Origin of the sequence: Mycobacterium conspicuum (assembly GCF_010730195.1) — a bacterium.
In the GTDB taxonomy this organism is placed as follows: Bacteria; Actinomycetota; Actinomycetes; order Mycobacteriales; family Mycobacteriaceae; genus Mycobacterium; species Mycobacterium conspicuum.
In genome coordinates, this window is sequence record NZ_AP022613.1 from 2,319,648 (window position 1) to 2,344,572 (window position 24,925).

Consider the following 24,925-nt stretch of genomic DNA (forward strand, 5'->3'; position numbering starts at 1 on the left):
GTGTCAGGCTGTCTTACGCAGAATGAGCAGCGAGCGCGCCGGCACCTCGACGGTGGCTTCGGCCGTCACCACGTGGTCCGCCCCTTCGCTGAGCCCGACGGGATCGTTGGTGTCCAGCTCCACGGTCCACTCCTGGGCATAGTCGTCGTGCGGGGTGACGAATTCCACGCATTCGTCGTGGGCGTTGAAGCACATCAAAAACGAGTCGTCGACGACGCGCTCGCCCCGGGCATCCGGGGCGGTGATGGCGTCGCCGTTGAGGAACACCGCCACACACCGGTGGTGAAAGCTGACGTTCCAGTCCTCGTGCGTCATCTCCCGGCCGCCCGGCGTGAGCCAGGCGATGTCGCGGACCTCGTCGCCGCTGCGGATCGGCTCGCCCTCGAAGAACCGGCGGCGGCGAAAGACCGGATGGTTCTTGCGCAACGTGGTCACCTTGCGGGCAAACGCCAGCAGATCGGCGTTCTTGTCGACCAAAGACCAGTCCATCCAAGAGATTTCGGAGTCCTGGCAGTAGACGTTGTTGTTGCCGTTCTGGGTGCGCCCGATCTCGTCGCCGTGGGTGATCATCGGCGTGCCCTGGCTGATCATCAGGGTGGCCCAGAAGTTACGCATCTGCCGGCAGCGCAGCGCGACGATCTCGGGGTCGTCGGTCGGACCCTCGACGCCACAATTCCACGACCGATTGTGGCTTTCGCCGTCGCGGTTGTCCTCGCCGTTGGCCTCGTTGTGCTTCTCGTTGTAGGACACCAGGTCGTTGAGGGTGAACCCGTCGTGCGCGGTGACGAAGTTGATGCTGGCGCTGGGGCGTCGGCTGCTCACTTCGTAAAGGTCCGACGACCCGGTCAGCCGGGAAGCGAACTCGCCAAGGGTCGCGGGCTCGCCCCGCCAGTAGTCGCGCACAGTGTCGCGGTATTTCCCGTTCCACTCGGTCCATAAACCAGGAAAATTGCCGACCTGGTAGCCGCCTTCGCCGACGTCCCACGGCTCGGCGATCAGCTTGACCTGACTGACCACCGGATCCTGTTGCACCAGATCGAAGAACGCGCTCAGGCGGTCGACGTCGTAGAACTCGCGGGCCAGCGTGGACGCCAGGTCGAACCGGAACCCGTCCACATGCATGTCGAGCACCCAGTAGCGCAGCGAGTCCATGATCAGCTGCAGGACATGCGGGTGGCGGGCATTGAGGCTGTTGCCGGTGCCGGTGAAGTCCTTATAGAGCCGCTGGTCCTCGTCGAGCAGCCGGTAGTAGGCCTTGTTGTCGATGCCGCGGAAGTTGATCGTCGGGCCCAGGTGGTTGCCCTCGGCGGTGTGGTTGTAGACGACGTCGAGGATGACCTCGATGCCCGCCTCGTGCAGGCTGCGCACCATCATCTTGAATTCGGCCACCGCGCCGCCGGCCTGCCGGTTCGACGCGTACTGGTAGTGCGGGGCGAAGAAGCCGAATGTGTTGTAGCCCCAGTAGTTTCGCAAACCCAGGTCGAGCAGCCGCTGGTCGTGCATGAACTGGTGCACCGGCATCAGCTCCAGCGCGGTGACGTTGAGCGACTTCAGGTGGTCGATGATCGCCGGGTGGGCCAGGCCGGCGTAGGTGCCCCGAAGTCCTTCGGGGACGCTCGGATGGGTCTGGGTGAGGCCTTTGACGTGGGCCTCGTAGATCACGGTCTCGTGATACGGGGTCAGTGGTGCGCGGTCGAACGCCCAGTCGAAGAAGGGATTGATGACCACGCTGGTCATGGTGTGGCCCAGCGAGTCGACCATCGGGGGGGTGCCGGTGTTCGCCGTGTCGCCGTTGGGGTCGACGGCGTTGACGTCGTAGGAGAACAGCGCCTGGCCGAAGGCGAAGTCGCCGTCGAACGATTTGCCGTACGGGTCGAGCAGCAGCTTGCTGGGGTCACATCGGTGGCCGGCCGCGGGGTCGAACGGTCCGTGCACCCGGAAGCCGTAACGCTGGCCGGGGGCGACGTTCGGCAGGTAGGCGTGCCAGACATATCCGTCCACCTCGTCGAGGGGGATGCGAGACTCACTGACCCCATTGCCGCGGTCGTCGATCAGGCACAGTTCGACCTTCTCGGCGACCTCGGAGAACAACGAAAAGTTCGTGCCCGCACCGTCATAGGTCGCCCCGAGCGGATAGGCGTTGCCCGGCCATACCGTCGGCAGTGCGGGCTGGGTCACGTCGGCGCCGTTGGAGTTGTTCGTCGACATCGTTCGACCTTATCGGTGCGCACCGGCCCCGGCTGCGCTACCACCAACCGGTGCTCGCCCCGATCTGGGCGCCGAGCTCGGGAACCATGGTGCGCACGTAGGTGGGCGACAGGTGATGAGCGCCGTGGTAGATCAGCACGTTTCCCTCCACCGGACGGCAGTAGTCGGCGCGGCAGATGGCGTCGGACATGTCAAGCGGCTTGAGCAGCGGGAACTGCCCGACGAAATCCAGGGTCTGATTGCGATCGGACAGCACGTCGGAACGTTTGATTGCGCATGACTGCGCGGTGCCGCCCTTGGCCAGGCAGTCCGCCGGATCGAACGGCTTGTTGTTCTTGACCAGCCACGGGGTGTCGCGCATGGCGAGGATGGGAATGTTGTTGTCCGACAACGTTTGCCAGATCCCGATGTACGTCGCCGGCATCACGTCGCCGGCTTTGATGTTCCACGGCCGGGTTGATGTGGTGAACAGATAGTCCGGGCGGTCGGCGACCAACTTGGTCATCGTGCGCTGCACCCATTCCCGGCACTGCGGGTACGGGGCGTTGTTGCCCATGATGAGCGGGACCTCTTCGGTGGACAGCGGACAGCCCATTTTGAGGTAGGTGACCACCTTGAAGTGGTGCAGCTGTCCCAGGATTTGCAGGGCGGGCAGCCAGTGTTCGGCGTGCGACCCGCCGGCCAACGCGATCGTGCGGGTGGCGTCCACGTCGCCGTAGGTGCAGTTGACCACGGCCGGGTTGACGAAGTCGCTGATGCAGCCGTCGCGAGTGGAGTCCGGGATGTCGTTTTTGACCTCCAGCACGGTGGGCCGCATCGGCAGGGCGGGCACCCGCACGTGTTCGGTCAGGGCGCGCGCGCCGGGATAGTCCTGGGCGGACAGCCCGCTGAGCTCCTTGCCGGCCGCGCGCAGGACGATGACGTGCTGACGCCAGGTGAACGACGTCGCGGTCAGCGCGACGCCGAGCAGCGCCACCGTCGACCCGAGCACGATCCCCGGGCGGCGCAGCCGCGCCTGCCAGGGCACCGCTGGCGCCACCGGGGCGCCGCGGGTGCCGGCCGTTCGAAGCCGCAGCGGATCCTCGACCAGCCGCACGGTCAGGTGCGCCAGCACCCCGGAGACCAGCAGGATCACCGCGCCCTCGACAAAGGTGGCGTGCGTGTGCCCGGTGTAGGACAGCCAGAAGATGAGCAGCGGCCAATGCCACAGGTACAGCGAGTAGGCCATCGCACCCAGCGCCACCAGCGGCGCCGTCGCCAACAGCCGATTCGGCGGCGGCAGTTCGGCCGTGTCGGTCACGTTGGTGCCGGCCAGGATCATCAGCATGGTGGCGCCCACCGGCACCAGGGCCCACGGGCCGGGGAATTCGTTGACGCCGTCAATGAAGAACCCGCACAACAGGATCGCCGCCAGCGCGACCGTGGCCGCGGCCGTGCGCAGCCACATCGGCCAGCGCACGTAGGGCACCAGCGCACCGACCAGCACTCCCAGCAGCAGCTCCCACGCGCGCGCGAAGCTGTTGTAGTACGCGGTGGTCTGGTCGGCGTGCGTGGCGATGATCGCGTAGACGAACGACGCGAGGGTCAACACGCTCAGCAACACGACGAACGCACGGCGCAGGTGGGCGCGCAGCGGTCGGCGCAGCGCGGCAGCGAACCCGGCGACCAGCAGCAGGAAGGCGAGATAGAACTGGCCCTGCACCGACATGGACCAGATGTGCTGCAGCGGGGTGACGGCCTCGCCCGCACGCAGGTAGTTGGACGCGGTGCTGGCCAGTTCCCAGTTCTGGTAGTAACCCAGGCTGGCCAGGCTCTGGTCGGCGAACGTCTCCCAGCGGGTCTGCGGCTGCACCAGGAAGGTGAGCAGCGCGCACGCGGCCAGGACGACCACCAGGGCTGGGACCAGGCGCCGGACCAGCCGGATCGTCTCGGCGACCGGTGACAGCCGCAGGGTCGGATCGAGGGCGGCGCGCAGGACCTTGCCGCCGAAGAAGAATCCGGACAGCGCCAGGAACACGTCCACACCGCCGGAAACCCGACCGAACCACACGTGGAACATGGCCACCAGTGCGATCGCGACGCCGCGCAGGCCGTCGAGGTCGTAACGGTAGAACCCCAGCGTCGACGTGGCGGACGGGCGACTAGGCGGTGCGGGATTTCCCATGATCGACCGCCAATTTACCGAAAACCGCCACCTGCTCATCCCGCGCGCGGCGCGGCGGGGGAGCAGGTGGCGGGTGTTCGGAACCCGGGAAGGGTTACTGCGTGGGGCCGAACGGTGACGGCTGCGCGGGGATCTGCTGCACCGGCGCCGGCGTGGGCAGCTGCAGCGGCATTTGCTGCAACGGCGCCTGCTGGACCGGCGCCTGCTGCGTCGGCACCTGCTGGACCGGCGCCTGCTGCACCGGGGCCTGCTGCGTCGGCACCTGCTGGACCGGGGCCTGCTGCAGCGGGGCCTGCTGCGTCGGGACCTGCTGCAACTGGCTCTGCTGCTGCAGCGGGGCCTGCTGGACCGGCGCCTGCTGCGGCAGCTGCTGCGGTGCTGGTTGGTAAGGCGTCTGCTGGACCCCGAGCACCCGGACCAGGTAGGGGGTCATGCCGTTGGCGCGCACCGGCGACACCTGGACCACGTCGCCCACCTCGAGCATCTGGTTGTTCCCCAGGTACATCGCCACGCTTTGGGTACCTTCGGGGCCGTAGAAGATCAGGTCGCCGCGGCGGGCCTGCTGCGGCAGGATCTTCTGGCCGACCCGGTACAACTCGCCGGAGGAACGCGGCAGCTTGATCCCGGCGCCGGCGTAGGCGTACTGCATTAGGCCCGAGGCGTCGAACCCGACGGTGGTCGCGCCGGTGCCCTTGCCCAGGGTGGGGCCGGTGATACCGCCGCCGGCCCAGGAAAACGGCACGCCGCGCTGCGACAGGCCGCGCGCGACGACGACGTCGGTGGCCTGCTGGTAGTCCATCGCCCGAGCACCCGGGTCGGCGGTCGCCACAGCCGTGCTGACCATCGCCGGTGCCATCAGGAGCAGTGCTAGACCGATCACGAAGCCGCAGATGCGCTTCATTTCGATTCCTTCTTTCTTGTCTGGACCTCAGTCGCGGTCACTTCGCGAATCCGCCCCCGGTTCTATGACTCACGCGATGGCCTCTGCGTCGAGGCCGTCTATTCACACCAGTCACTACAGAAACTCTCGCAACATGCGTTGCGGCGGGCAAGGGACGAAGGGCCCTAGGCGGGATTTTTTGTCTTAACGTGATCCGACGGTGACTGCCGTGCCCAAATTTGGCCGCGTTGAGGTGCGGATTTGTGATGCGGGTCTCAGCGCGAGCGGGCGCGAATCAGACCCAGTAGCGCGCGCTGAACACCGTCAATACCGAGCCGGCCACCGAGCTGACCATCACGATGGCCAGCGACAAAACGGGCCAGAAGGACATGTACCAGCCCTTGAGTAGGGAGACGAACGGCCCGATTCCGGCCGCGGCCAACGCCGCGCCGATGCCGCCCCAGGACACGGGGTAGATGTAAATGTCGACGCCGTAGGGCACCGGCCCGCAGCTGTCCCCGGTGCACACGTCTTTGAGGAACCCGTAGAGCCTGAACGGCCACTCGGTGGCGGTGGCGAGATAGAGCAGCAGCGCCGTGAGCACGAGGGTGCAGAGCAGGTCCCATTTGGCCACCCGCAACCGCAGTGTCGGCGGGTTCCCCGGGTCGGGCTCGTCGGCGTCCGGCGGGTAATCGACCTCCCCGACCTCCCCGCCCTTCAGGTCTGGGAGGGGATGTTCGGACTGCTGCTCGGGGGCCACGTCGTCCAATGCTGCCCGATGGCCGTGCTTTCTGCGACTCACAGCTAGTGTCGGACCCCGTGGCCGAGTTGACGCCCGAGCAGATCAGCGCGATCGATGCCGCACACGTGTGGCATCCCTACAGCACGATCGGCGCCGAAACGGTCGCTCCGGTCGTCGCGGTCGAAGCCCGCGGAGCGTGGCTGACGCTGGTGCGCGACGGCACCCGTATCGAGGTCCTTGACGCGATGAGCTCCTGGTGGACCGCGATCCACGGGCACGGCCACCCGGTGCTGGACGCGGCGCTGACGGCCCAGCTGGGCGTGATGAACCACGTCATGTTCGGCGGGCTGACCCATCAGCCCGCCGCAAGGCTGGCGCGGTTGCTGGTGGACATCACCCCGCCCGGGTTGGAGACGGTGTTCTTCAGCGACTCCGGCTCGGTGTCGGTGGAGGTCGCGGTGAAGATGGCGCTGCAATACTGGCGCAGCCGCGGTGAGCCCGGCAAGCACCGGCTGATGACCTGGCGGGGCGGCTACCACGGCGACACGTTCACGCCGATGAGCATCTGCGACCCGGACGGCGGCATGCACTCGCTGTGGATCGACATCCTGGCGCACCAGGAGTTCGCGCCGCAGGTGCCGCGCGACTACGACCCCGCCTACAGCGTCGCATTCGAGGCGCAGCTGGCGCTTCGCGCGGCCGAGCTGGCCGCGGTGGTGGTCGAGCCCGTCGTGCAGGGCGCGGGCGGCATGCGCTTCCACGACCCGCGATACCTGACCGACCTGCGCGACGCCTGCCGGCGCCAGAACGTGTTGCTGATCTTCGACGAGATCGCGACCGGTTTCGGCCGCACGGGCGAGCTGTTCGCCGCCGATCACGCCGGGGTGAGCCCGGACATCATGTGTGTCGGCAAGGCTCTCACCGGTGGATATCTGAGTTTGGCCGCCACGTTGTGCACGACCGAAATCGCGCACACCATCAGCGCCGGCGAGGCGGGGGCGCTGATGCACGGGCCCACCTTCATGGCCAATCCGCTGGCGTGCGCCGTGTCGGTGGCCAGCATCGAGCTGCTGCTGGGCCAGGACTGGCGCTCGCGGGTCGCCGAGATCGCCGCCGGGTTGGCGGCCGGGCTGGAACCCGCCCGCGCGCTGCCCGGCGTGACCGATGTCCGGGTGTGCGGCGCGATCGGCGTCGTCGAGTGCGCGCGGCCCGTCGACCTGGCCGTCGCCACCCCGGCGGCGCTGGATCGCGGCGTCTGGCTGCGGCCCTTCCGCAACCTCGTGTACGCGATGCCGCCGTATATCTGCACGCCGGACGAGATCGCCCGGATCACCTCGGCGATGGTCGACGTCGCGCGGTTGGTGGGCTGACGCCCGCTCAGGGAACTCTCAGGGGATTCTTCGATCCCTGACGGCTTCGCTCAAAGGTTTCATAAAGGCGCAACCGTCAATATTTCCTCCATGACAAGCGAGACGCTCTGCGCGAACCTGATCGAACGCTACCTGTCCACTCGTGGACTGCCGTTCCTTCGGGGCGACCATGACGGCGAATACTTCTGCGTCGTCGACGCCCAGCCGCGCAGGCTGCACGTCCACCTCTCGATGTCCTCGTCGTTTGGCGACATGCTGATGATCGACGTCACTCCCTCGCGGTTTTCCCCGGTCACCGACCGCGCGTCGCTGACGAAGTTCGCCGACACCTTCAACCGGCGCAACCGCGGAATCACGGCGATCGTGCACGGGTCCGCCGACACGCAGCACCTCGGTCTCTCGGCCCGCAGATCCCAGTGGATCCGGGAAGACATCTCGGCGGAGGATTTCGCCGCCCACGTCGACCGCACGATTGCCGCGGCGATCGAGCTCTTCGGTCAACTCGCCCCGGTCCAGGGGCCGTCGGCGGCGGTGTTGCTGCGCGAGGTCGGTTAGGCCCCGTCCACCCGGACAAACTCGTCACGCTGGTACTGGTCGACGCACGCCGCGCGCCGCAGCTTGCCGCTGGTGGTGATCGGTATCGAACCGGGCGACACCAATACCAGATCGGCGACGCCGAGGCCGTGTGACGTCGAGATCGCCGAGGTCACGTCGCGCTTGAGCGCGGCGAACCGGTGCGCCGCATCCTCGGCCGAGTTGCCCCGCGCCTTGACCTCCGCGATGACGACGAGCTGCTCCATGCCGTCACGGGGAACGGTGATCGCCACGACGCGGCCGGCGGTGATCTCTTGGACCGTGGCCTCGATGTCTTCGGCCGCGTGGTTGCGCCCGTACACGATCAAAAGATCCTTGATGCGGCCGACGATGAACAGCTCGCCGTCGGACAGGAAGCCCAGGTCGCCGGTGCGCAGCCAGGGGCCTTCGGGGGTGCCGGCCGACGGTTCCAGGATGGTGGCGCGGAACGTGCGCTCGGTTTCGTCGAGTTTTCGCCAATAGCCAAGGCAGACGTTGCCGCCGTGCACCCAAATCTCGCCGGTGCTGCCCTCCGAGCATTCGGCGTGGGTGTCGGGGTCGACGATCCGCACGGTCGGTGCCTGCACTGCCTGATAGCTGACCAGGGCGGTGCCGGTGCCGTTGGCGCAGCGCTGGGCCTGGCCGACGGAAAGCTTGCCGGACTCGAAATCGACGACCTTCGGGGGTTGACCCTGGGTGGTGGTCGCGACGTACAACGTCGATTCCGCGAGCCCGTACGTCGGCCGAAGCGCGGCGGCCGGAAGGTTGAAGCGCGCGAACCGCTCGGCAAAGCGTTTGACGGTGTCGGGACGGACCCGCTCGGCGCCGCTGATCAGGGTCGACACCCTGCCGAGGTCGTATCCGGCCATGTCGTCGTCGGATATCTTGCGTAGTGCCAACTCGAACGCGAAGTTGGGCGCGCCGCTGGATGCGTCGGGATAGGACGCGAGCATTTGCATCCACCGGGCCGGACGCTGCAGGAAGGACACCGGGCTGGTGAGCACCGCGCGGCAGCCCTCGAGGACCGGCGTGCAGACACCCATGATCAGGCCCAGGTCGTGATAGAACGGCAGCCACAGCACAATCGTGTGTTCCGGCGGGGTGACGCCCGCGCTGCGCTGAAAAAAGCCGCGCATCGTCAAGTCGTAATTGATCCGAATGTTTTCGTAGGAAACCATCACGCCGGCGGGCCGTCGGGTCGAGCCGGACGTGTATTGCAAATACGCGGTGTTCGGATAACCGGCGTACGCGTCTTCGCCGGCATCGAATTGTGCTGGCGCATCCAAATCCAGCAAATCAACCTCGATGATCGACGGCGCGGATTCGCCGGGCTGAGGCGCGATGTGCGACGCGATGTGCCCCACGACGGCGGACGTCGTGAGAATGGCGACCGGCTCCGCGTCGCGCAGCACCGAATCGACGCGCTCATCGGCGACGCCGCCCATCGGGACCGAAAGCGGAACCGCGATGACCCCGGCCTGCAGCGCGCCCAGGAAGGCGACGATGTAGTCGAGGCTTTGGGGCGCCAAAATCACGGCGCGGTCACCGGGGGAGGCGCACAGTCGAAGCTCGCGCGCGACATTCAGCACTCGCCGATACAACTGCGGCCAGGTCACGCTTTCCGCGACGCCGTCCATGTCCTTCTCGTAGTCGATGAACGTGAACGCCGTGTCGTCGGGTTGTCGAGTGGCGCGCTCGCGCAGCAGCTTTGGCAGGGATGTCTCAAGCACGGCCGTCAGATTACTTCAAAGCGAGCGGCGTATTGACGTTAGTGCAAACCCGCTGTGCGTGCGCTCGGGCTAGACGGAGAGCCTGGGGAACTCGACGGTGGCCGCGTCGTCGCCGCGGTGCTCCTCCTTGTACAGCAAGGCGCGCACCACCGCGCGCGGCGGTGCCGACCGAAGCATGAAACTGGCGGGGCGCGGTCGGACCGTTTGCGGCCACCAGAACCAACGGCCGAGCAGTGCGGCAATTGACGGGGTCATGAACGAGCGCACGACCAAGGTGTCGAACATCAGGCCCAGGCCGATGGTGGTCCCGAGCTGGCCGATGACCCGCAAATCGCTGAAGATCATCGAGGCCATGGTGAAGGCGAACACCAGGCCCGCATTTGTCACGACCTTCCCGGTGCCGCCCATGGCGCGAATGATGCCGGTGTTTATGCCGGCGGCGATTTCCTCTTTCATCCGGGCTACCAGAAGCAAGTTGTAGTCAGATCCCACGGCCAATAGGACGATCACGGACATCGGAAGCACCATCCAGTGCAATTTGATGCCCAGAATGTACTGCCACGCCAGCACCGACAGCCCAAATGATGCGCCCAAGGAAAGCACCACCGTACCCACGATGACCATGGCAGCCACAAAACTTCGGGTGAGGGCAAGCATAATGACGAAAATGAGGCAAAGCGCACCAACGAGCGCGATCCAGAGGTCGTATCGGGAGCCGTCGTCGAAGTCCTTGTAGGTCGACGCGGCGCCGGCGAGAGAAATCTTGGCGTTCTCCAAAGGCGTCGTCTTGAGCGCTTCTTCGGCCGCCGTCCTGATCGGCTTGATCCGCGCTATACCCTCGGGCGTGGCGGGATCGCCACTATGCGAAATGATGAATCGGGCCGCTTTCCCGTCCGGCGAGATGAACGACGCCATCGCGCGCTTGAAGTCCGTGTTGTTAAAGACCTCGGGCGGCAGGAAAAAGGTATCGTCATTCTTTGCCGCGTCGAACGCCTGCCCCATGGCGGTGGCGTTTTGGTTCATCCCGTCCAGCTCGCCGAAGAGCCCGGCCATGGTGCTGTGGTTGGTCAATATCGCGGCCCGCGTGGCCTCAGCGATTTCGATCAGCTTCGGGGTCACCGTGAGCAGCTGCGCCGTCAGCCCATCCAACTTCACCGCGTCTTTAATCATGTCGTGCAATTTATCGTGCATCTTATCGAGGCCATCGAATAGCTCAAATATGGATCTGATCGCCCAGCAAATGGGAATGTCGTAGCAGTGCTTTTCCCAGTAGAAGTAACTTCGAATTGGCCTGAAGAAGTCGTCGAAATCCATGAGGTGGTTTTCCACCTCGTCCACGAGGCTTTCCACCTCGATCGCCAGGCCGACCGTGTGGTGGGCAATGTCAGTGATCTGCTGCTGCAGGGCGTACATGTGCTTGAGTATCGCGATTTGCTTAGACATTGCGTCGGCCTGCCTGAGCATGTCGTTGATGCGGGGCTTGATGAGCTCAATATTTTTGAGCATCGCCGCGTTTTGCATGCTGATCAGGAAAGGTATCGAAGTGTGCTCAATCGGTGTTCCCTCGGGCCGAGTGATGCCCTGCACCCGAGAGATGCCGGGAACCCGGAATATCGCCTTGGCTAATCTGTGCAGCACCAGGAAATCCGACGGGTTACGCATATCGTGGTCCGCTTGAATCATGAGAATGTCGGGCAACATTCGCGATTGCGAGAAATGGCGATCGGCGGCCGCAAAGCCCAAATTAGCCGGCAGGTCTTTGGGTAGATAGGGCCGGTCGTCGTAGCTCGTCTTGTAGCCCGGCAGCGTCACCAGGCCGATCAGCGCGATCGCCAACGTCGTCACGAGAATGGGCGCGGGCCAGCGGACGATCGCGGTCCCGATCCCACGCCACCGCTGTTGCGCGAGCTTGCGCCTGGGGTCGCACAACCCGAAGTGACTGCCGGTGGTCAGGACCGCCGGGACCAGCGTGAGCGCGACCGCGACCGCGACGAGCATGCCCACCGCGCACGGCACACCGATGGTCTGGAAAATGGGCATCCGGGTCGCGCTCAGGCACAACATCGCGCCGGCGATCGTCAAACCGGAGCCCAAGACGACGGGAGCGACCCCGCGATAGGTGGTGTAGTAGGCCGTCTCGGGGTCTTCGCCGGCCTGGCGGGCCTCCTGATAACGACCAAAGAGAAAGATCCCGTAGTCGGTCCCGGCCGCCATCGAGAGCGCCACCAGCAGATTGATGGCGAACGTCGACAGCACCACGACGTTGTGATCGCCGAGGAACGCTATGATTCCCCGGGCCGAACCCACTTCGACGCCCACCCCGATCACCAGCAGGATCACGGTGGCCACCGAACGGTAGACGAACAGCAAAACCACGAAGATGATCACGCCGGCTATCACGGTCATCTTCAGCAGGGAGTCGTTACCGCTGCGCACCATGTCCGGAATGAGCGCGGCCGGGCCGGTGAGATACACCTTGACCCCGGGAGGGGGCGGCGTCTGCTTGATGATCTGCCGGACCGCCGTCACGGATTCCTGGGCCAGGGTGGTGCCCTGGTTGCCGGCCAGGTTCAACTGCACATAGGTGGCCTTGCCGTCGGGGCTCTGTACGCCCGCCGCCGTGACACGATCTCCCCACAAATCCTGCACGTGTTCGACATGGCGTGGGTCATTTCTCAGCGCACGCACCAATTTGCGGTAGTAGGTACGAGCGTCCTCCCCGAGCTCCTGCTGCCCTTCCAGCACGATCATCGCGAAACTGTCCGAATCGGACTCCTGGAACGCCTTGCCCATGCCCACCATGGCCTGCACCGACGGCGCATCTTGAGGGGCCAAGGGTACGGAATGCTCTTCACCGACCCGCTCTAGCGGGGGCACCAGAAACGTCACCGCCAGCGTCAAAGCCACCCACCCCAAAATGATGGGAATGGAAAGCCTGCGGATCGTCCGCGCGATAAAGGGCGGTTGCGGGCGTTCGGTGCTCATGTGGCCTGCAACGGACAGACAGTAAAGGCGCCCGCGCCGTGCGTCGCGCGGCCAGTGCGTTCGCTGTCGCCCTGCGCCACGATGCTCCCCACGGTTGCCGGTGCCGTCCTGAATTGGAAATTAGCCACGGGCCCGCGCTATCTCAGCAACAGGGCGCGCACCAGCGGACGGGGTCCGGTGGGTCGCAGCATGGAACTCGCGGGCCGGGGGCGCACCTTTTGCGGCCACCAGAACCAGCGGCCCAGCAGCGCCGCGACCGACGGCGTCATGAACGCGCGCACCACCAGCGTGTCGAACAGCAAACCCAGACCGATCGTGGTGCCCACCTGGCCGATGGTGCGCAGATCGCTGACCAGCATGGACGCCATGGTGAACGCGAACACCAGACCCGCGTTCGTCACGACTTTGCCAGTGCCACCCATGGCGCGAATGATGCCGGTGTTAATACCGGCGCCTATTTCTTCTTTCATTCGCGCTACCAGCAGCAAATTATAGTCAGCGCCTACCGCCAAAAGGACGATCACCGACATAACGAGCACGGACCAGTGAATTTGTATGCCGAGCAAATCCTGCCACGCGAACACGGAGAGCCCGAATGACGCGCCCAGCGAAAGCAATACGGTGCCGACGATAACCAGCGCCGCAACAAAACTGCGTGTCATGATCAGCATGACGATGAAGATGAGGCACAGCGCGGCGACTCCCGCGATCATGAGATCGTACGTGGAGCCCTGCACCAAGTCCTTGGTCCCCGCCGCGGTCCCGGTGAGGTAAATCTTGGCGTCTTCCAGCGGGGTTCCCTTGAGCGCCTCCCCGGCCGCGCTCTTGATTGCGTCGACACGCGAAATGCCGTCCGTCGACGCCGGGTCGCCCTTTTGCAGAATGAGGATTCGGAGGTCCTTGCCGTCGGGCGACAAGAACAGATTCATGACTCGTTGGAAGTTCTTGTTTTTCAACACTTCCGGCGGCAGGTAGAAAGAATCGTCGTTCTTGGAGTTGTCGAACGCCTTCCCCAAGGCGGTCGCATTACCGCTATCGTCGCCCATGTCCCCGAGGGTCCCGGACATCGTGCTGTGCATGGTAAGCAGCATGGTCCGCGATTCCTGCATAATCGCGATCGTTTCCGGGAGTTGGGCGAGCACCTCCGGCAGGAGCAAGTCGATCTTGTCGATGTCTGCCACCAGGTCCTTCAGCTTGTCGGCAAGCGAATCAACACCATCCAGCGAATCGAATACGCTTCTCAGCGCCAAACAAACGGGGATGTCGTAGCAGTGCTTTTCCCAGTAGAAGTAGGCGCGGATGGGCCGAAAGAAATCCTCGAAATCCGAGACGTTATCCCGCAGGTCATTCGTGAGATCCTGGACTTCGTGGGTGTTGACGGCGATATCGTGCGTCGTGGCGACCATTTGCTTCGTAATTTCATACAGCCGCTGAGTGGTGTTGATCGCCTCGGTGATCAAGTCGACCTGCTTGAGCAGGTCATTCATCCGCGCCCGCTGGAAGACCAGGAATTGCTGCTGGCCGGCCGCCTGCATGCTGAGCATGTACGGTATCGAGGTGTGCTGGATCGGGGTCCCCTCGGGCCGAGTTACGGACTGAACCGTCGCAACTCCCGGCACGGCGAGGACGGCCTTGGTCAGTTTTTCCAGCACCAGAAAATCGGCGGGATCGCGCAGATCGTGATTGGTCTCCACCAACAGGAGCTCGGGCGCCATCATTGCCGACGGGGGGAAGTGTCGGGCTGCGGCCTCATACCCCAAATTTCCGGGGATATCCTTCGGAATGAACTGCTGGTCGTTGTAGCTGGGCCGGTAGCCCGGCAGCGTCAATAGCCCGACCAGGGTGACCGCCAACGTCGCGATGAGTATCGGGGCGGGCCACCGAACGATCGCCGTGCCTACCCGCCGCCATATGCCAGCATGGATTCTCCGCTTCGGATCGAGCAGACCGAAACGGCCGCCCACGGTCAGAACCGCCGGAATAAGCGTGACTGCGACCGCGACCGCGACCAGCACGCCCACCGCGCAAGGGATGGCCAGCAGATAGAACGACGGTAGCCGGGTGAAGATCAGGCAGAACAGTGCTCCGGCAATGGTCAGACCCGAGGCCACCACGACCTTGGTGACCCCGTGGTACGCGGTGTAGTAGGCCGCTTCCCTGTCCGCGCCGGCCTGGCGCGCCTCCTGATACCGGCCAACGAAAAAGATCCCGTAGTCGGTCCCCGCCGCGATCACCAGGGATACCAGCAGATTCACGGCGAAGGTGGTCAGGCCGATCATTCCGAGATGGCCGATGAAAGCAACGATTCCGCGGGCCAGTTGCAATTCGATGCCGACCACCACCAACAGCAGAATGACGGTGATGAGCGAACGGTAGACGAGAAGCAACATAATGAAGATCACCGCGAGGCTGGCCAGCGTGATCGTGGCGACCGTCCTGTCGCCACTGTGGCTCATATCGGCGTTGATCGCTGCGGGCCCGGTGACAAACGCTTTGACACCCGGCGGTGCCGGTGTCCGTGCGACGATACGCTGCACGGCTTCGACCGATTCGTTGCCCGCGGTGAGGATCACCTGGACATAGGCCGCCTTGCCGTCGGAGCTTTGCGCGGCGTGTCTGGTTAGCTCATCGCCCCACCAGTCCTGGATGCGTTGCACGTGCTTGGTGTCGTCTTTGAGCTGCGCAATCAGGCGATCGTAGTATCTGTGGGCGTCGTCGCCGAGAGGTTGCTGACCCTCCAAGACGATCGACGCGACGCCGCCGCCACCCCCTTCATTCGCGACCTTGAAGTCCTCGTCCAACCGCTTTGATGCCGTGACGGATGGCGCGTCGCTGGGGGACAGGGTGACCGCGTGCTCGTGCTCGACCTGTTCTAGCGGGGGCACGCAGAAATTCAGGACACCGATGATCGCCAACCACGCCAAAATGATGAGCACCGAAAACCGGCGTATCGTCCGCGCCACGAATGGCCGGCCCTGCCGCAGCTGATGGTTGCTCATGAGGCTTTCAGCATGCAGGAGGTAAAGGCGCTCACCTCGTGAGTGATTTTCTCGGACTTGACCACGCCATCCATCAGGATCCGGCAACCGATGCTGTCAGTGTCGCCCTGCGCCGCGACGCTGCCGAGGCCCATCGCGCCCGTGACGGGAAACTCCATTGCCCACGGCAGATTTGCCCCTTCAACATGCTGTGGGGTGCCGTTTTCGTCGTAATAGCTGATCAAGGCCACGGTGCCCGGCGGTCCGAAGACTTCGTATCTCAGATGCTGCGGGTTATAAGGTTTGTTGTCGACTCTGGTGTCGCCGTACGAAATGCCTTTTTCGGAACCGAAGAGGCCGTGCAGCCGGGAAACAGTTAATCCGCCGACGGCGACCACCGCGAGCACGACCAGCGGGATCCATAACCGCTTCAGGACGCGGAAAATCACAAGTCCCGGATTTCGGCGTCTCTTTCCATACGTTTGTCCATCTTCTACTCGGGGTGCAGATGAAGGGCGAGCAGCGCGCCGGAACGCAACGCGTCGGGGGCGGTCGGGTTGGCCGGCATCGTGGCTGTTCACAACGTCGATATCGGAGCGCGCCGACTCGACATCCCCCACACTGCCCCAGACCACCGCACCACCCTAGCCGACACGAGTTTAATTACGGATGCAAACCATAATGGAGGCTCACCTGCGCCGTCCGGGATTCGTCTGGGAATTAAGGAACTTCTCAGTGTGGCGTCGGGCTATGCTGCTGGGCGGCTGAGCTGGGGGACGCGGTCTGCCGCTTTCATTTCGCAGAAGGCGCCGGAAGTGAAGGACCAGGATCACGCGATGAGATTCGTGCTGGCGTTCTATGGAACTCGCGGCGACGTCGAGCCCGGCGTGGCCGTCGGCCGAGAGTTGCGGCGGCGCGGACACGAGGTCTCCATGGCCGTCTCGCCGGACCTGGTCGGCTTCGCCGAGGCGGCCGGGCTCGAGGCGGTCAAGTACGGGCCCGATGTCGCGGCCTGGCTGGAGTCGACGCGCGACTTCTGGGCGTATTTCTTCCGCAACTTCTGGCGGATCCGTGATGTGCGCGCGTTTTTGCGCGAATCGCGGGAACCCGGCACGCGGTGTTGGGCGGAGATGAGCACGACGCTGACCTCGCTCACGGACGGGGCCGACCTGCTGTTGACCGGCATGAGTTACCAGGAGCTGGCCGCCAGCGTCGCTGAGTATCGCGGCCTCCCGCTGGCCACGCTGCTGTGGTTCCCGATCCGCGTCAATGGCCACCTCGTTCCGACGCTGCCGCCGGCGCTGATCCGCTCGGCGATGCGGGTCTACGAGTGGCTGGTTTGGCGTGGGGTGAGAAAGGTCGAGGCCGCGCAGCGCCGGGAATTGGGGCTGCCCAAGGCCACCGGTCCCGCTCCGCGGCGCATCGCGGAACGCCGAGCGCTGGAGATCCAGGCCTACGACGAGGTCTGTTTCCCCGGGTTGGCGGCCGAATGGGCGAACTCAGCCGGGCGCGCTAAACGGCCCCTCAATAGGCCGTTCGTCGGCACGCTGACAATGGAATCGCCGACCGACGCCGACGAGGAGGTCGCCTCCTGGATAGCCGCGGGCACGCCACCGATTTTCTTCGGCTTTGGCAGCATCCCGGTCGAATCCGCCGCCGACACGATCGCCATGATCGGCAGGGCCTGCGCCCAGCTCGGTGAACGGGCGCTGATTTGCGCCGCGGCGTCTGATTTCAGCGCCGTCCCGGATTTCGACCACGTCAAGGTGGTGGGCGCGATGAATTACGCGACAGTCTTTCCGGCCTGTCGTGCGGTCGTGCACCACGGTGGTGCGGGCACCACGGCCGCGAGCCTGCGCGCCGGAGTCCCCACGCTGATCCTCTGGATGGCCGACGTTCAGGTGGTATGGGGGGCCGCGGTGAAGCGGCTGAAAGTCGGTACCGCGCGGCGCTTTTCGAGCGCTACCGAGAAATCATTGGTCGCGGACCTGCGAACCATCCTCGCTCCGCGGTACGCCGCCCGAGCCCGCGAGATCGCCGCCCGGATGACCAACCCTGCCCAAAGCGTCGCGGCCGCCGCCGATCTGCTGGAGAGCTTCGCGCGCCTCGAGCGCGTCGGCTGATCGCCTGCGCCAGCGCACCAAATACGGATTCGCCTGACCGGCATGACACCCAGCAAGTATGGTTTAGAACCTGTTGGACCCATGTCCACTACAACCTCAGAAAGACCACCTCAGAAAGGCCAGGACCCGCGGTGAAAGTTGTCGTCGCATGCTGGGGAAGTCGCGGCGACGTTGAGCCCAACGCCGCAGCCGGCCGAGAGCTGCTACGCCGCGGGCACGACGTGTGTATGGCCGTCCCGCCCGACCTGATCGGCTTCTGCGAGTCGATCGGGCTGCCGGCGGTCCCCTACGGGCTGGATTGGTCGGCCTCCATGGAAGTGTTGCGCCCCGGCTGGAGTTCCGTTTGGCGCCACCCCTGGAACATCCCGAATGCGGTCAGTTTTTTGCGCGACAGCAAGGCGATGTTCACCCGGTGCTGGGAGGACATGAGCGCGACGCTCGTGTCGGTGGCCGACGGCGCCGACCTGATATTCACCGGGCAGAGCTTCGAGGAGCAAGCCTGCAATGTCGCAGAGTATTACGACATTCCGCTGGCCTGCCTGCATTACAACCCGATCCGGGCGGTCGGCCCCGTCGTGACGGCGTACGAGTGGCTGTATTGGCGCATGTCGAAGAACGTCGAGGACGCGCAGCGTCGTCGACTGGGCCTACCCAAGGCAACGGCACCCGCTACGCGACGCATCACCGAGCGTGGGTCGCTGGAACTGCAGTGCTACGACGAGGTGTGCTTCCCGGGATTGGTCGCCGGATGGGCGAAATGGGCCGCCCAGCGCCCCATCGTGGGCAACCTGACGTTGGACCTGCCGACGGATGCCGACGAGGAAGTCGCGTCGTGGATTGCGGCCGGAACACCGCCGATCTACTTCGGTTTTGGCAGCGTGCCGGTCGATTCGGTCGGCGACATGCTCGACATGATCAGCGCGGCCTGCGCGGAGTTGGGCGAGCGGGCGATATTTTGCTCCGGCGGGACCGACCTCAGCGACGTCCCCCTTCCCGACCACGTCAAGGTGATCGGCGCGGTGAACCACGGGGCAATTTTTCCGCTCTGCCGGGTGGTCGTCCACCACGGCAGCACGGGCTCCTCGGCCGCCAGCCTGCGCGCCGGCGTCCCCACAGCGGTCTTGTGGAAGCTGCCGGATCAGCGCAACGTGTGGGGCAACACGATCAAACGACTGGGGGTGGGCACCTCCCGGCGCCGTTCGGACACCACCCTCGAATCGCTACTCTCTGACCTGCGCACGGTCCTGGCCCCGGAATACGCCGCCCGGGCACGCGAGGTCGCCACTCAGACGACCAAGCCCGCCGAAAGCGTCACGGCCGCCGCCGATCTTCTGGAAAATTTCGCGCGGCTGGGGCGCGTTGGCTGATCGGCGCGGGCTGGTGGCCGCAGTGACGGCGCCGGCTATCGCCTCGGGGAGGGTTGATGGGATTGCCGTCGGGCTGAAGAATGCGGGCGGTGCTGGAAGGTCGAGCCGCCCGGCCGCCACATCTTGAATATCGTCATTTTCAAAGACTTACGTTACCGAAATAGGAGCTCGTCGATGTCCGCACCGTCCACTGCGACGATGAAATGTCGATTGTGCGGTGAACCTGCTGCGATAGAGTTCCTCAATCTAGGGCGACAACCGCTCGCGAACAAATATCCTTCCGAAGCCGAATTTGCAACCGAAGACTTCTTCCCGTTGCAGGCGTTCTTCTGTCCGACGTGCAAGAACGTCCAACTGGGCGTGATCGTCTCCCGGGAGAGAATGTTCGAAGACTACTATTACCTGTCCTCGGTTAACCGCGAACTGGTGAGGCATTTCGAGGATCTCGCCCAGCAACTGGCATCGGCGGAATTTGTCGTCGACGTCGGCTCCAACGACGGCATTCTCCTCAAGCCACTCCAGAAGCTGGGCGTCAAGGCGCTCGGCGTCGAGCCCTCGATCAACGTGTCGAAGATCGCCAACGACCAGGGGTTGGAAACGCTGACGTCCTTTTTCGACATCCCGACCGCCGAGAAGATCGAAGAATCCTATGGCAGGGCGGATGTCGTCGTCGCCAGCAGCGTCTTCACCCATCTGGATAGTCCGAGCGGGTTTATCGAGGCGGTGCAGCGACTGCTGACGGACGACGGCACGTTCATCATCGAGGTGGAATACATCGGCGCCATTGTGACGACGACGCAGTTCGAGCGCTTCTACTTGGACCGGATTTTCTACTACTCGCTTACCTCGCTGGCAAAGTTGTTCGCCGCGCACGACATGCTCATCTCCGATGTCCGCGAGATCGTCCCGCACGGTGGCTCACTACAAGTGTTCGTGCAACGGGCACGCGGGCAATCCCCGTCCGATGCCGTGCGGCGACTCTTCGCCCGCGAAGAACAAGATTTGACGGTGGAAGCCATGCGCGAGTTCGGGCGCAACGTCGACCTTCAAATATCCGCGTTCCGGGACCAATTGGCGGAATACCGGCAAGCCGGGCTGCGAGTTGCCGGTTACGGTTCGCCGGCACGAGTGGCGACGATCTGCAATTACGGCCGGATCGGACCCAGCGAAATCGCGTTCACGGTCGACGACAGTCCCTTGAAGCAGAACAAGTTCACTCCCGGCACGCACATCCCGATCGTTCCCAAAAGCTATCTAGATGAACACCGGGCCGACGTGCTCGTCGTCTTCGCGTACGAATACTTCGACGACATCAAGAAGAAGACCGGCGGCGCGTACCGCTACTTGAAGCCCATTCCACCGACAGAGCTGAACTAGGGAGAGGTTCCTTCGCATGGTTGAACATTTCATCGTCCGTCGCGATACCGAGGCGATCGTCAGGGGCCTCGGCGAGGACGCTCATCTGCTTTCGGGCAAGACCGTTCTGCTCAGTGGTGGCGCGGGCTTTCTGGGGAAGCACTTTCTGCGGGTGTTCAAGCGGCTCAACGATACGATTCTGGAACAGCCCGTTCGAGTCATCTCGGCCGACAACTTCATCACGGGCGATCCCAGCACCGCCGAGCGCGACGAAAATATCGCCGAAGTGTGGGCCGACGTCACCTATCCGCTGCCCGTGCGCGAAGACATTCACTACATCATGCACGCGGCCGGTTTGGCGTCGCCGGTCTACTACATGAAATATCCGCTCGAAACCATCGAGAGCGCCGTAGCGGGCATCAAGAACCTGCTGGAGTTGGGGCGCCGCAACCCCGCGCTGGAAGGGTTTCTGTTCTTCAGTTCCAGCGAGATCTACGGCGACCCCGATCCCCGCTTCGTGCCCACTCCCGAGACGTACCACGGTCACGTCTCCAGCGTCGGCCCTCGGGCCTGCTACGACGAATCGAAGCGGCTGGCCGAAACGATCGCGACGGTTTATCACCAGAAGTACGGTCTGCCCGCAACGATCGTCCGGCCGTTCAACGTGTTCGGGCCCGGGATGAAGCACAACGATCGCCGCGTCATTCCCATGTTCACCTACCAGGCGCTGACGGGCCAGCCGATTCCCGTGCATGGCGACGGGCTGCAGACCCGAACGTTCTGCTACATCACCGACGCGATCACCGGGTTCTTGAAGGTGTTGTTGCGTGGCCGCCGCGGCGAGCCCTACAACATCGGCAATGCCGCCAACGAAATCTCGATGCATGACCTGGCGGAGTTGTACGGAAAGCTGGTGTCGGGCTCGACATTTGAGCTCATCGACTACCCCGACACCTACCCGGCGGGCGAGCCGCAGCGGCGTTGCCCGGACCTTTCCAAGGCGCACGAAGACCTGAACTACTTTCCGCAGGTCGACGTCGAGGACGGACTCGCGCGATTCATCGCCTGGGCCAAGGATCAGCCGTCTTACAAGAACGGCGCATGAGACTAGCCGTCGTCGGCCGGGGCAAATGGGGCACGAACATCGTCCGGACCCTGGCGTCGATGAGCGACGTGGAGCTGATCGGTGAGTCGAAGGACGTCGATCTCGTTCTTCGCCAGCGGCCCGCTGGGGTTCTGATCGCGACGCCGTCGGCGACTCATGCCGACGTCGCGATCCCATTCATCGATGCGGGTGTGCCGACATTCATCGAAAAGCCCATGGCCACCACGGTTTACGACGCGATCCGCATCAGCGAGGCGGCCCTACGTTCCGGCGCACCCGTCGTCGTCGGGCACGTGCACTTGCACAACCCGGCGTTTCAGGCTGCAAAAAAGCTGCTCCCCGATGTCGAACCCGTGCAGGCCGTGTTCTGGGAGGGAATGAATCACCACCCGCGTAGCGATTCATCGGTGCTGTGGGATTGGCTTCCGCACGGTCTCTCGATGGCGCGGGCGCTGTTCGACGCGAACCCTGGTTCGGTGCAGGCTTGGGGCGTCGGCGCGGCGTCGCGGTTCACCGCCGCCAGCGCCAAATTCGCGTTCGGTGAAATCCCGCTCATCGCGAACGTCAGTTGGCTCTCGCCGCCGAAGCGTCATCGATTGACGATTGTGGGGGAAGACAACTCGCTCACGTTCGACGACACCGCCGACAGAAAGCTTTCGCTGCACACGTCCCGGGGTGCGTCGCATCCCGGCTACGATGACGAACTCCCACTCACGCGGGAACTGCAGGCGTTCCTCGGCGTGGTGCGCGCCGGCCACTTGGATACGGCCCAGATAAAGAGCGAAGTAGCGCTGGTGCGGGCCGTCGCCGCCGCCGAAGAATCCGCTCGGAATGCCGGTAAACCGGTAGCGATTGACGACGGTCAATCGTGACCGCCAACAAAGATCTGCACCCGGGTTCCGTTGAACTGCGTCGCCCTGTCGGAGTGCCTCGGAACGGCCAACTCCGGCCCGTGCCGGCGTTTAGACTCCACTGGCGATCGCCCGCCCCGACCAGTCCGTTTTTCGCGCGAAAATCTCAGTGAGGAGTACGCAGATGGTATCCGGAGGATTTGAGGCCGAGGCCGACGCGCCGTCTTCGTCGCAATCTCTTTCGCTTCAGGACATGAAAAGGATGAAACGGCAGATCCTGCGATTCCTGCTACTGCGCGGACACTTTCCGAGGGACGGATCGAGTAAGCCGGACGAACTCCTGTACCTTGCCGCGGCCGCGCAGCGCACCGGCGCGCGCCGTGTCGGAGAGATAGGTTTCAATATCGGGTGCTCCGCTTACGCCTTTCTCACCGCATGCCCCGATGCCCAGGTCGTTTCTTTTGACCTAGGGGAAAATGATGCCACCAGGGCGGCGAAAGGGCTCATCGACAAGAGGTATCCGAACCGGCACACGCTTATCTGTGGACCCTCCGGCGAGACCGTCCCGCAATTTAAGAGCCGGAACCCTGATTTGCGCTTTGACCTGGTATTCATAGACGGCGCCCATGGATACGAGGCGGCCAAAGCGGACATAGTGAATATGAAGCCCTTCTGCACGGAGAAGACTGCGGTGGTCATGGACGATCTTTTGCCCTGGTGTTGGTGGGGCACGGGGCCTACGCAAGCATGGACAGAGGCCATAGCGGAAGGGATCATTCGCCAGGATGAATTGGTCAAGGATGGTACGCCCGTTGATGCCCTCGAGCCTCCCGGGAAAAGATGTTGGGCGCTGGGACGGTATGTCTTCGAAAACTCTCCGGATCAGGGGGTAACGCCTTCCTAGCGGCACGATCAGCGCGCTGGGCGAATTTGGTCGATAGCTCTGCGGGCCCAAGACGCGGTCCGTATATTGAAGAATCCGTTGAGAGGGATCATGATTTCGTGCACGCAAAGGTCTGAGCGCCCATGCGGCTGACAGTTCTCGGACTCGGGTACCTGGGCGCGACCCACGCCGCCTGCATGGCAGAACTTGGTCATGAAGTGCTGGGCGTGGAGGTCGATCCGGAAAGGCTCACCAAGCTCAGGCATGGACAGCTGCCGTTCTACGAACCGGGTTTGTCCGAGGCGGTGGCCACACACCTGAATTCGGGCGCGCTGCGGTTGACGGATTCCTACGAAGATGCGGCCGACTGGGGCGACGCGTTTTTCATCGCCGTCGGCACGCCGCAAAAGACGGGCGAAAACAGCGCCGACCTGAGCTACGTCGAGGCCGTCATCGACCGGCTGGCCCCGCTGTTGACCCGAGACGCCGTCATCTTCGGCAAGTCGACCGTTCCCGTCGGCACCGCGCAAATGCTGGCGCGTCGCGCCGCGGAGTTGGCCAACGACGTTCGGGTCGAAATCGCATTTAACCCCGAATTCCTCCGGGAAGGGCATGCGATCGTTGACACCCTGCACCCCGACCGCCTGGTGCTGGGACGGACGCCCGGTGGCACCGCCGAATCGGTGGCCCGGGAAATCTATGCGCCGATCCTCGCCGAAGGCACTCCCTTCATCGTCACCGATACCGCAACCGCCGAACTGGTGAAGGCATCGGCCAACGCGTTCCTCGCGACGAAGATCTCCTTCATCAACGCGATCGCCGAAGTCTGTTCGGCCGCCGGCGCCGACGTGCGGGCCGTGGCGGACGCCATCGGACTGGACGCACGAATCGGACGACGATTCCTCAACGCGGGCCTCGGCTTTGGCGGCGGGTGCCTGCCAAAAGATATCCGCGCGTTCATGGCGCGGGCCGGTGAGCTCGGCGCGTCCGAGGCCCTCTCGTTCTTGCGCGAAGTCGACGCCATCAACATGCGGCAACGGACCCGGATCGTCGACCTCACCCGTCGCGTGTGCGGAGGCTCGCTGCTGGGGGCCCATGTCGCGGTTCTCGGGGCCGCCTTCAAGCCGGAATCCGACGATGTCCGGGACTCGCCCGCACTCAACGTCGCCGCTCAAATTCAACTGCAGGGCGCAGCTGTCAAGGTGTACGACCCGAGGGCGATCGAGAACTCCCGGAAGGTATTTCCGACTTTGCATTACGTCGACTCGGCGGTCGCCGCGTGCGACCGGGCAGACGTGGTGCTCCTGCTGACCGAGTGGACCGAGTTCGTCGACCTTGATCCCGGGGCGCTCGGCGAGGTGGTGAACAGACCCGTCATCATCGACGGCCGACTGTGCCTGGACGCGGCCAAGTGGAAGGGCTCAGGCTGGGAGTACTGGTCATAGCGATCGCATCGAAGATGTCCGAATCACCAAGGGGGACTGAGCCCCTCGTTTTCCTCGGAAGTCGAGGACCCCGGAGCCATGTGGTGATCGCGCCTCCGCGGCCAGCGGCGAAGGGCACGCGCGCCGAGCAGACCACCGCGAATGCGAAGCAACCGGTTTCCGTAC

Annotated in this window: 17 protein-coding genes; 9 read left to right on the top strand and 8 right to left on the bottom strand. The window is 64.3% G+C overall.

Features of this window, described 5'->3' with window-relative positions:
* Positions 1-3 precede the first annotated feature (3 nt).
* The 4 genes from glgX to G6N66_RS11210 all read right to left on the bottom strand — a co-directional run bounded on the left by glgX (position 4) and on the right by G6N66_RS11210 (position 6,012).
* Complete coding sequence (gene glgX, locus G6N66_RS11195) at positions 4-2,208, bottom strand: glycogen debranching protein GlgX (protein ID WP_085235249.1); 2,205 nt, start codon at positions 2,206-2,208, stop codon at positions 4-6.
* Between the two features lie 37 nt (positions 2,209-2,245).
* Positions 2,246-4,372, bottom strand: a complete 2,127-nt coding sequence (locus G6N66_RS11200) for an acyltransferase family protein (protein WP_085235250.1) — start codon at positions 4,370-4,372, stop codon at positions 2,246-2,248.
* Between the two features lie 94 nt (positions 4,373-4,466).
* Complete coding sequence (ripD, locus tag G6N66_RS11205; RefSeq protein ID WP_085235251.1) at positions 4,467-5,273, bottom strand: NlpC/P60 family peptidoglycan-binding protein RipD; 807 nt, start codon at positions 5,271-5,273, stop codon at positions 4,467-4,469.
* 274 nt (positions 5,274-5,547) lie between these two features.
* Positions 5,548-6,012, bottom strand: a complete 465-nt coding sequence (locus tag G6N66_RS11210) for a hypothetical protein (protein WP_085235292.1) — start codon at positions 6,010-6,012, stop codon at positions 5,548-5,550.
* Between the two features lie 8 nt (positions 6,013-6,020).
* Between G6N66_RS11210 and G6N66_RS11215 the strand changes: the two genes are divergently transcribed.
* Positions 6,021-7,364, top strand: coding sequence for an adenosylmethionine--8-amino-7-oxononanoate transaminase (locus G6N66_RS11215; protein WP_085235252.1), 1,344 nt, complete (start codon positions 6,021-6,023; stop codon positions 7,362-7,364).
* Between the two features lie 90 nt (positions 7,365-7,454).
* Positions 7,455-7,919, top strand: coding sequence for a YbjN domain-containing protein (locus G6N66_RS11220; RefSeq protein WP_085235253.1), 465 nt, complete (start codon positions 7,455-7,457; stop codon positions 7,917-7,919).
* Here G6N66_RS11220 and G6N66_RS11225 read toward each other — a convergent pair.
* From G6N66_RS11225 to G6N66_RS11240, 4 genes are all read right to left on the bottom strand, one after another.
* A complete protein-coding gene (locus tag G6N66_RS11225) occupies positions 7,916-9,667 on the bottom strand; it encodes an AMP-binding protein (protein WP_085235254.1) in 1,752 nt (583 codons plus the stop codon). The two genes, G6N66_RS11220 and G6N66_RS11225, sit on opposite strands and share 4 nt — an antisense overlap.
* A gap of 69 nt (positions 9,668-9,736) precedes the next feature.
* Positions 9,737-12,652: an MMPL/RND family transporter gene (locus G6N66_RS11230; protein ID WP_085235255.1), complete on the bottom strand. Its 2,916-nt coding sequence runs from the start codon at positions 12,650-12,652 to the stop codon at positions 9,737-9,739.
* A gap of 137 nt (positions 12,653-12,789) precedes the next feature.
* Positions 12,790-15,651 carry an MMPL/RND family transporter gene (locus tag G6N66_RS11235; protein ID WP_085235256.1) on the bottom strand — a complete coding sequence of 954 codons (2,862 nt, stop codon included), beginning with the start codon at positions 15,649-15,651 and terminating at the stop codon, positions 12,790-12,792.
* Positions 15,648-16,064 (bottom strand): MmpS family transport accessory protein, encoded by a 417-nt coding sequence (locus G6N66_RS11240; RefSeq protein WP_085235293.1) that lies wholly within the window; start codon positions 16,062-16,064, stop codon positions 15,648-15,650. Before G6N66_RS11240 ends, G6N66_RS11235 begins: the two co-directional genes overlap by 4 nt.
* A gap of 402 nt (positions 16,065-16,466) precedes the next feature.
* On the opposite strand from G6N66_RS11240, the gene G6N66_RS11245 reads away from it, so the two are divergent.
* The 7 genes from G6N66_RS11245 to G6N66_RS11275 all read left to right on the top strand — a co-directional run bounded on the left by G6N66_RS11245 (position 16,467) and on the right by G6N66_RS11275 (position 24,760).
* Positions 16,467-17,753, top strand: coding sequence for a glycosyltransferase (locus G6N66_RS11245; RefSeq protein ID WP_085235294.1), 1,287 nt, complete (start codon positions 16,467-16,469; stop codon positions 17,751-17,753).
* Positions 17,754-17,884: 131 nt separating this feature from the next.
* Positions 17,885-19,120, top strand: coding sequence for a glycosyltransferase (locus G6N66_RS11250; RefSeq protein WP_085235257.1), 1,236 nt, complete (start codon positions 17,885-17,887; stop codon positions 19,118-19,120).
* A gap of 174 nt (positions 19,121-19,294) precedes the next feature.
* A complete protein-coding gene (locus G6N66_RS11255) occupies positions 19,295-20,497 on the top strand; it encodes a class I SAM-dependent methyltransferase (RefSeq protein WP_197747038.1) in 1,203 nt (400 codons plus the stop codon).
* A gap of 16 nt (positions 20,498-20,513) precedes the next feature.
* Positions 20,514-21,581 (top strand): NAD-dependent epimerase/dehydratase family protein, encoded by a 1,068-nt coding sequence (locus G6N66_RS11260; protein ID WP_085235259.1) that lies wholly within the window; start codon positions 20,514-20,516, stop codon positions 21,579-21,581.
* Positions 21,582-21,640: 59 nt separating this feature from the next.
* Positions 21,641-22,453: a Gfo/Idh/MocA family protein gene (locus G6N66_RS11265; RefSeq protein WP_163645815.1), complete on the top strand. Its 813-nt coding sequence runs from the start codon at positions 21,641-21,643 to the stop codon at positions 22,451-22,453.
* Positions 22,454-22,616: 163 nt separating this feature from the next.
* Positions 22,617-23,336, top strand: coding sequence for a class I SAM-dependent methyltransferase (locus tag G6N66_RS11270; protein WP_085235261.1), 720 nt, complete (start codon positions 22,617-22,619; stop codon positions 23,334-23,336).
* Between the two features lie 122 nt (positions 23,337-23,458).
* Positions 23,459-24,760, top strand: a complete 1,302-nt coding sequence (locus G6N66_RS11275; RefSeq protein ID WP_085235262.1) for a UDP-glucose dehydrogenase family protein — start codon at positions 23,459-23,461, stop codon at positions 24,758-24,760.
* Positions 24,761-24,925: the final 165 nt, after the last annotated feature.